This window comes from Saccharothrix sabaoui (genome assembly GCF_051756985.1).
In the GTDB taxonomy this organism is placed as follows: Bacteria; Actinomycetota; Actinomycetes; order Mycobacteriales; family Pseudonocardiaceae; genus Actinosynnema.
This window is the reverse complement of record NZ_JBPKJK010000118.1, coordinates 20,864-28,539: the sequence shown is the minus strand read 5'-3', so window position 1 is coordinate 28,539 and position 7,676 is coordinate 20,864. Positions and strand designations below refer to the sequence as shown.

The 7,676-nt window shown below is 72.7% G+C and carries 6 protein-coding genes; 5 read left to right on the top strand and 1 reads right to left on the bottom strand.

Translation table 11 applies throughout. The features are described from left to right. Positions 1–42: 42 nt before the first annotated feature. Both ACR807_RS29430 and ACR807_RS29425 read left to right on the top strand, forming a co-directional pair. A complete protein-coding gene (locus tag ACR807_RS29430) occupies positions 43–1,611 on the top strand; it encodes a deoxyguanosinetriphosphate triphosphohydrolase family protein (protein WP_438924702.1) in 1,569 nt (522 codons plus the stop codon). A 145-nt stretch (positions 1,612–1,756) separates the two neighbouring features. After that, the gene (locus tag ACR807_RS29425) at positions 1,757–4,552 is read left to right on the top strand and encodes a S8 family serine peptidase (RefSeq protein WP_438924700.1); all 2,796 of its coding nucleotides are present in this window, start codon (positions 1,757–1,759) and stop codon (positions 4,550–4,552) included. Between the two features lie 58 nt (positions 4,553–4,610). Here ACR807_RS29425 and ACR807_RS29420 read toward each other — a convergent pair whose 3' ends face one another. Continuing rightward, a complete protein-coding gene (locus tag ACR807_RS29420) occupies positions 4,611–5,588 on the bottom strand; it encodes a helix-turn-helix domain-containing protein (RefSeq protein WP_306746808.1) in 978 nt (325 codons plus the stop codon). Positions 5,589–5,899: 311 nt separating this feature from the next. On the opposite strand from ACR807_RS29420, the gene ACR807_RS29415 reads away from it, so the two are divergent. From ACR807_RS29415 to ACR807_RS29405, 3 genes are all read left to right on the top strand, one after another. Continuing rightward, the gene (locus ACR807_RS29415) at positions 5,900–6,475 is read left to right on the top strand and encodes a hypothetical protein (RefSeq protein WP_438924699.1); all 576 of its coding nucleotides are present in this window, start codon (positions 5,900–5,902) and stop codon (positions 6,473–6,475) included. Further along, complete coding sequence (locus tag ACR807_RS29410; protein WP_438924698.1) at positions 6,472–7,152, top strand: acVLRF1 family peptidyl-tRNA hydrolase; 681 nt, start codon at positions 6,472–6,474, stop codon at positions 7,150–7,152. Before ACR807_RS29415 ends, ACR807_RS29410 begins: the two co-directional genes overlap by 4 nt. An 80-nt stretch (positions 7,153–7,232) precedes the next feature. Then, positions 7,233–7,676: a hypothetical protein gene (locus ACR807_RS29405; RefSeq protein ID WP_438924697.1), complete on the top strand. Its 444-nt coding sequence runs from the start codon at positions 7,233–7,235 to the stop codon at positions 7,674–7,676.

Here is a 7,676-nt window from a genome sequence, read left to right as displayed (position 1 = left end):
TCATCGAGTGCCCCTGAGGGCTTTCTGGGTTATTTTCTCCCCATGCACGAGGAGAACGTCGACCCGCGGACCGCGCGCCGGTCCGGTGGGGACACCGCCGTCCAGGCCGACCTGGCCGCCAGTCCGTTCCGCGTCGACCGGGACCGGGTCGCGAGTTCGCCGTTCTTCGCCCGCCTGGGCGGTGTGACGCAGGTCGTCAGCTCGACCGGTTCCGGTCTTCTGGTGCACAACCGGCTCACGCACAGCTTGAAGGTCGCGCAGGCGGCGCGCGCCATCGCCGAGCGGCTCAACGCCCGCCCGGACGTGACGAACCTCCTCGACAAGCTCGGCGGGTGCGACCCGGACGTGGTGGAGGCGGCGTCGTTGGCGCACGACCTCGGCCACCCGCCCTTCGGGCACCTGGGCGAGCAGGTGCTGGACCGCCTCGCCCGGCACCGGTTCGGCCTGTCGGACGGGTTCGAGGGCAACGCCCAGTCGTTCCGCATCGTCACGACCACGGACGTGCGCGGCCCGGCGGCGGTGGGGTTGGACCTCACCGTGGCGGTGCGGGCGGCGATGCTCAAGTACCCGTGGACGCGCCTGTCGCACCCCCACCCGCACCCCAAGGACCTGTCGGAGCCGCCGAGGGGCGCGGCCGAGCCGTCCGACGCGCCGGGTACGGGATCGGCGAAGTTCTCCGCGTACGTGACGGAGATGGAGGACGTGCGGCAGTCCCGCGCGTTCTACTCGGGTCGGCTGGAGTCGTGGCAGCAGACGGTCGAGGCGTCCGTGATGGACACCGCCGACGACATCGCCTACGCGATCCACGACCTGGAGGACTTCTACCGCGTCGGCGTGCTCCAGCACGCGACGGTCGCGGCGGAGCTGGGCACGTGGCTCGACGAGGCGGTGGACCTGGCCGGGTTGAGCGCCGCGGAGCTGGCCGCGCAGGAGCGCCGTCCCGGCCGGTCGCTGGAGGCGCTGCGCCGCCGCCTGCACGCCAAGGACTCGTGGGCGGTGGACGACGAGGTGTTCGCGCGGGCGGTGTCGAAGGTGCGGGCGGAACTGGTGGACGGTCTGCTGGCGGTGCCGTTCGACGGGTCGGTGGAGGCCGAGCAGGCGGTGGCCGGGTTCTCGGCGCGCTGGACGCGGCGGCTGGTGGACTCGGTCGGGGTGGTGGAGGAGCCGACGACGCGGTCCGGGCACGTGGTGCTGGCCGTGCCGCAGTGGCACGAGGTGCAGGTGCTGAAGTTCGTGCACCGCAGGTTCGTGCTGCTCCGCCCGGACCTGGCGCTGCACCAGCGCGGTCAGGCGAGGTTGCTGACGGCGCTGGTCGAGGCCCTGGAGCAGTGGGTGACCGACCGGCACGAGGCGAACCGGTTGCCGCGCCGGCTGCACGACCTGGTGGAGCTGGCCGGCGACGAGTACGCGGCGCTGGCCAGGACGGACCCGTCGGCGTTGGTGGGCGCGACCGGTGACGCACCGTCCGGTCCGGACGCGGTGCGCGCGCTGGCGCGGGGGCGCGCGGTGGTCGACTTCATCGCCTCGTTGACCGACAACCAGGCCGCGGCGCTCCTCGACGCACTGTCCGGACGAACCGGTCAACTGTGGACAGATGCTTTTGTACTGTGAAATGTGATGGGTCCTAACACCTGGGAAGTAGGCCGAACGGTGGCAGACGGTACTTGGGCGTGCGCAATACGTTGACCCCTCGATCGGAGTCATCCGATCGGTGGCCGCGTGCGTCGGGGGCACGCTCAACGTGGGGAAGACGCCTGTGCGCTCACCGATACGCCGGTCTCGAAGAAACGCCCTGATCGCAGCCGGTGCCGCCGTCCTGCTGACACTGGGGGTCGTTTCACCCGCCTCGGCCGACCCGCCGAAGGCGTCGAAGGGGGTCGACGAGCGGACCGCCGCTCAGATCGCGACCCTCCAGGAGATCAAGAAGTCCCTGTCCGCCTCGGAGTCCAAGGTGGACAGCGCGCTCGTCGTCGAGCAGCGCCGCCGTGCCGGTGCGGGCACGCTCAGCAGGCTCCCGGCCCTCCAGACCGGGGTGAAGGTCCAGGACGGCAACCAGGTCCTGGTGGACATCAGGGCCGAGAAGGTCACCGACGACCTCGTCCACGCCGTCCGCTCCGCGGGTGGCGGCGTCCGCTCGGTCTCCACCGAGGGCAGGACGATCCGGGCCCAGTTGCCCCTCAACTCCCTCGCCAAGCTCTCCGCCCGCGGCGACGTGCGCCGGGTGGAAGCCGCGGTCGAGGCCAAGACGTTCCACGTGAAGGACCCGAAGTCGGTCGAGAAGGCCCCCTCCAAGGAGGACAAGGCCCAGGACATCGAGACCAAGACCCGGGAGGCGCTGGCGTCGCCGCGCATCGCGGCCGTCACCAACCAGGGTGACCGCGCGCACGCGGCGGACACGGCGCGTGACGAGTTCCGCGTCACGGGCACCGGCGTGAAGCTGTGCGCCCTGTCCGACGGCGTCGACACGCTGGCCCTGTCGCAGGCGGCGGGCGAGCTGCCGGCCGTCGAGGTGCTGCCGGGCCAGGAGGGCTCCGGCGACGAGGGCACGGCGATGCTGGAGATCCTCCACGACATCGCGCCGAACGCGAGCCTGGGCTTCGCCACCGCGTTCAACGGTGACGCGAGCTTCGCCGACAACATCCGCGCCCTGCGCTTCACGCTGGGCTGCGACGTCATCGTCGACGACGTGCTGTACTTCAACGAGTCGCCGTTCCAGGACGGCGTCATCGCCCGCGCGGTGGACGCGGTCGCCGCGGACGGCGCGCTGTTCTTCTCCTCCGCCGGCAATGAGGGCAACGTCGCGGACGGCACCTCGGGCCACTGGGAGGGCCAGTTCGTCGACTCGGGCGTCGGGGTGGGCAAGTTCGCCGGCACCGCGCACGACTTCAACCCGGCCCCGTCGGCCAAGCAGGTGTTCAACCCGCTGTCGGAGAGCTCCGGCAACGTGCCGGTGACGCTGTTCTGGGCGGACCCGCTGGCGTCGTCGTTCAACGACTACGACCTGTACCTGGCGAACGCGCAGGGCAACGTGGTGGCGTTCAGCCAGGGCGTGCAGGACGGCACGCAGGACCCGTACGAGCGGCTGAACACGCCCGCGTCGGCGGCCGGCCTGCGGTTGGCCGTGGTCAAGTTCCGCGGTGAGGACAAGTACCTGTCGCTGACCGCGCTCGGCGGTCGCTTCAAGGACTCCTCGGACGGGCTGAAGAAGTTCGCGACGCCCGGTGTGACCCGCGGCCACTCGGCGGCCAAGGGCGCGGTCAGCGTGGCGGCGGCCCCGGCGGCCGACCCGCTGCCGTTCGACCTGGAGCCGGGTGACCCGGCCAACCCGCGCGGCCCGTACCCGGGTGCGTTCGACGGCACGCAGAAGCCGGAGCGGTTCACCTCGGACGGTCCCCGTCGCGTGTTCTTCGCGCCCGACGGCAGCCCGGCCGAGGAGGTCCGGCAGAAGCCCGACCTGACCGCGGCGGACGGCGTCTCGACCACCGCGCCGGGCTTCGACCCGTTCTTCGGCACGTCGGCGGCGGCCCCGAACGCGGCGGGCATCGCGGGCCTGATCCTGTCCGGCAACCCCGGGCTGGCGCCGGCCGAGGTGCGCCAGGCGCTCACCGCGACCGCGATCGACCTGGTGGAAGCCGGTGTGGACAACCGCACCGGTGCCGGTGTCGTCCGCGCCGACCTGGCGCTGGCCTACACGGGTGCCTCGCCGCAGCCGCTGGCGAGGGCCCAGAAGCCGTCGGTGGTGAACGACGCGGACGGGAGCCAGTACCTGAAGCCGGGCACGACCGCCACGGTGACGGTGCCGGTGACCAACGTCGGTGACGGCACGGCCGCGTCGACCAGCCTCGTGCTGACCACGCCCTCGGCGGGCGTGGTGATCGCGCCGCGGTCGAAGTACTACGGCAACGTCGAGGTCGGCCAGACGGTGACCAACGCGTTCAAGGTGACCGTGCCGGCGTCGCAGCCGGTGGGTTCGGCGATCAAGCTGGACGCCAGGGTGACGTACGCGGGCTCGACCTCGCCGACCTCGTCGAGCTTCACGCTCAACGTGGGCGAGCCGTCGCGCGAGACGAAGACGTTCGCCTACGCCGGCCCGGTGGTGGCCATCCCGGACAACGACGCCACCGGTGTGTCGGTGCAGATCCCGGTCAGCGGTGTCGGGCGGGGCGCGAAGATCGCGTTCTCGGTCGACGGCGCGACGTGCACCCCGAACACCGACGGTTCGACGACGGTGGGCATCGACCACACGTTCGTGGGTGACCTGGTCGGCACGCTGACCTCGCCCGCGGGCAAGACCGCGACGGTGTTCCAGCGCAACGGCGGCACGGGGTCGAACCTGTGCCAGGTCGTGTTCGACGACTCCGCTGAGCGGGCCTTCTCGTCGGTGACCAGCGCGAACGCGCCGTTCACCGGGACGTGGCGGCCCGGCACGTCGCTGAACGCCCTGCTCGCCGACCCGGTCGACGGCACGTGGGTGTTCAAGGCCGTGGACACGGCGGCGGCCGACCGCGGCTCGATCCGCTCGGTCTCGCTGAAGCTGAACGGCTACGTGTGATGACGAGATGACGAAAGGGCCCCCGGGAGCACGCTCCCGGGGGCCCTTTTTACATCCGTTACTTCGGCCACTCCCAGCGGATGCCGAACACGCCGGGCCCGAAGCCGAGCGCCACGGCGTGCACTCCGCCCGCGTTGTCGAGGGCGAGGTTGCGGCGCCGGGACGGGGTGTCGTCACCGGCGGGCACGCTGAACTGCTGGCAGCGGGCGGGCAGGTTGGACGGGTCGAAGCGGACCTCGATGACGTACTCGCGCACCGGCAGCCGGAACTTGCGCGCGAACGTGTTGTTGCCCGCCGGGTAGTGGCCCTCGGCGAACAGCAGCTCGTACTCCATGATGATGGTCTCGCCCCTGGTCAGGGGCCGGTCGAACATCATCTCGGCGACCATGATGTTGGCGTCGGCGTCCTCGGCGACCCGGCCCAGGTGGCAGTTGCGCAGGTTGACGACCTCCGGCAGCACGTTGGCCTGCTCGGTCTCGAACACCAGGGCCCAGCGGTCCGGGCCGTCCTGCTCGGCGCGCAGGATCTGGCGCACCCACACCGACCGCTGGCCGCCGTCCGCGGCGATCTCGATGCGGTCGTGCTGGCTGATCCGGCCCAGCTTGACGTCGGAGGTCGTGTCGACCTGGGCGAGCAGGTTGGCGACCCGCTCGCGGCGCGCCCACAGGGCGTCGATCGGCATCATCGTCGTCGGTCGGGACCGTCGGCCGCGCGGGCGAGGTGGCCCGAGCAGCGCGGACAGGCCCGCCTGCGGCACGCCGAGGACCGTCTCCAGGTGCCGCAGCGCCTCCAGGGACTCCGGTCGCTCGGGTCGACGGCGGCCGGACTGCCAGTAGCTCAGCGTCGCGACGCTGATGGTGACCCCTCGCAGGGCGAGCCGGTGCTGGATGCGGTCGAGGCTCAGCCTGCTCGCCTTGATAGCGGCCCTCAACGCCTCGGGGAAGGGCCCCGTGGTGAGAAGCTGCGCAAGACTGCCGTGGCCCGTCGAGTCCAGTTCGTCGACGGACAGGTTCGGTCGACCGGCAGCGTTGGTCATTGTGACTCCCCGCTGTCATGAGATCACGCCCCAGTGACCCTACCCGCCAAAGCAGGTCGTTGATGCCTTCCGGGTGGAGTCATTGATTGGGCCGTACGGGTTACGAGTTCACTGGGGTGGGCATCGTTCTGTCAAGTGGTGAATCCCCGTGCTCCATCCTTTGTAAACCCGTCGGTAACGTTGTGCAACGCCGGTGCCGGGATGTGGCGCGGATCGCCCCGGGCCTGGTAGACGCGGGTGATCGCCCGCGCGCGCCCCGGCGGGCTCGGGTCGTTGGCGGCGGGCGATCCGGTGGGCCTACTGTGTGCCCGGTGACCGCCGCCCAGGACCTCGTACCCCTTCCGGAGGACCCCCTGGCGGAGGTGGTCGCCGCGGTGCTCGGCGCCGGGCAGCACGCGGTGCTCGACCTGCTCGACGTCGTGCGGCACCTCGGCGGGGAGCCGGTGGACGTGGTCCGCGCGGGTGACGACCTCCTGCCCCGGTTGGCCCACGAGAACGCGTTGGCCCAGGCGCTGCTGCTGGCCAGGCAGGCGCTGCGGCCCGGCGGGTTGTTCGTCGCCGCGGTCCCCGAGCTCGACCGGCTCAGCCGGATGCGGCCCACCGCGCCCCCGCCCAGGGTCAGCGGGCGCGGCCCGGACCGCCAGGTCACCGTGCAGCTGTGGGACTGGGCGCCGGACGGCGAGTCCTACTCCCTGGAGGTCGTGCGGCTCGTGCGCGGACCGGACACGTGGGAGGTGGCGAACAGCGTGGCCACCCGGCACCGGGTGCTCTCGCCCGAGCAGATCTCGGCGTCGCTGCTGGACGCGGGCTTCGGGGCCGTGCAGCGGCTCTCGCCCGCCGAGTGCGGGCACCCGCTACCCGTGTGGGTGGCGGTCGCGCCCGGGTGAGCCGGGTCCGCCCGGTCGCGGGCGGGGGGCGTGCGGTCGAGGTCGAGCCCGAGCGGCTGGACGGCTGGTTCACGCGCTTCGCCGCGCGCCACGGGGGTGTGGCGGCGACCTCGGTGACGGCGTCGGAGGTCGTCGTGACCGCGGTGGACGGCACGTCGGCCGCGGTGGCCGCCGTCTTCGGCGGGTTCGGTCCGCCGGGTGTGTTCGACGGCCTGGTGCTGGACGCGCTGCTGGCGTCCGCGCAGGCGTCGCGGCTGGTGGGGCTGCTGCTGGTGCGGCTCGGCGGGCACAGCGTCGGCGTGGCCCGGGACGGCGAGGTGCTGGTGTCGGCCACGGACAGCCGGCAGGTGCACGGCCGCAACAAGGCGGGCGGGTGGTCGCAGCAGCGGTTCGCGCGCCGCCGCGAGGGGCAGGCGCGGGTGGCGCTGCACGCCGCCGCCGACGACGCGGCCCGCGTGCTGGTGCCGCGCGTGGACGAGTTGGACGCCGTCGTGCTCGGCGGTGACCGGCAGGCGCTGGAGGCGCTGCGCGCCGACCGGCGGCTGGTCGGGGTGTTCGCCAAGGCGTCGCCGCGGGTGCTGGACGTGTCCGAACCCCGGCGGGCCGTGCTGGACGAGGCCGCGGTGCGCGCCCGTTCGGTCGAGGTCGTGGTCCGGGAACTTTCCCCGAACTCGTGACAACCCCCGCGCACCCCGACCGCATTCATAAGGGTGAGGGGGGCCGACCGGCGGTGCCCCGCACACCCCGAGGAGCAGTTGTGCTGCGCAAACGACTCGTGCTGGCGGCAGGGGCCGTCGTGGTCGGCGGTCTGGCGATCGCGGTGCCCGCGCTGGCCTCCGGCGGCGGTGACGAGGCGCCCGCCGTCCCGACGACCACCAGGCCGTCGCCCACGTCGCTGCCGCCCACGTCGCTGCTGCCCACGACACCGCCACCCGCGACGACGCCCGCGCCGACGTCGATCGAGGTGACCCCCGGGCCGACCACCGTCGCACCCACCAGGCCCTCGCCGACGTCGATCGAGGTGACCCCGAGGCCGACCACCGCGCCGCCGACGACGCCCGCGCCCACGTCCGTCGAGGTGACCCCGAGGCCGACGGCGACCACGAGGCCCGAACCGACGGTCAGCATCACCCCGGGTCCCCGGCCGACGCCGACCACGCACCCGGTCAGGCCCACCTCCGTGGTGCCCTCCGGGGGCTGA

Coding starts and splice junctions, on each gene's coding strand:
- ACR807_RS29430 (WP_438924702.1), top strand. CDS start 43: ATGCACGAGGAGAACGTCGACCCGCGGACCGCGCGCCGGTCCGGTGGG.
- ACR807_RS29420 (WP_306746808.1), bottom strand. CDS start 5,588: ATGACCAACGCTGCCGGTCGACCGAACCTGTCCGTCGACGAACTGGAC.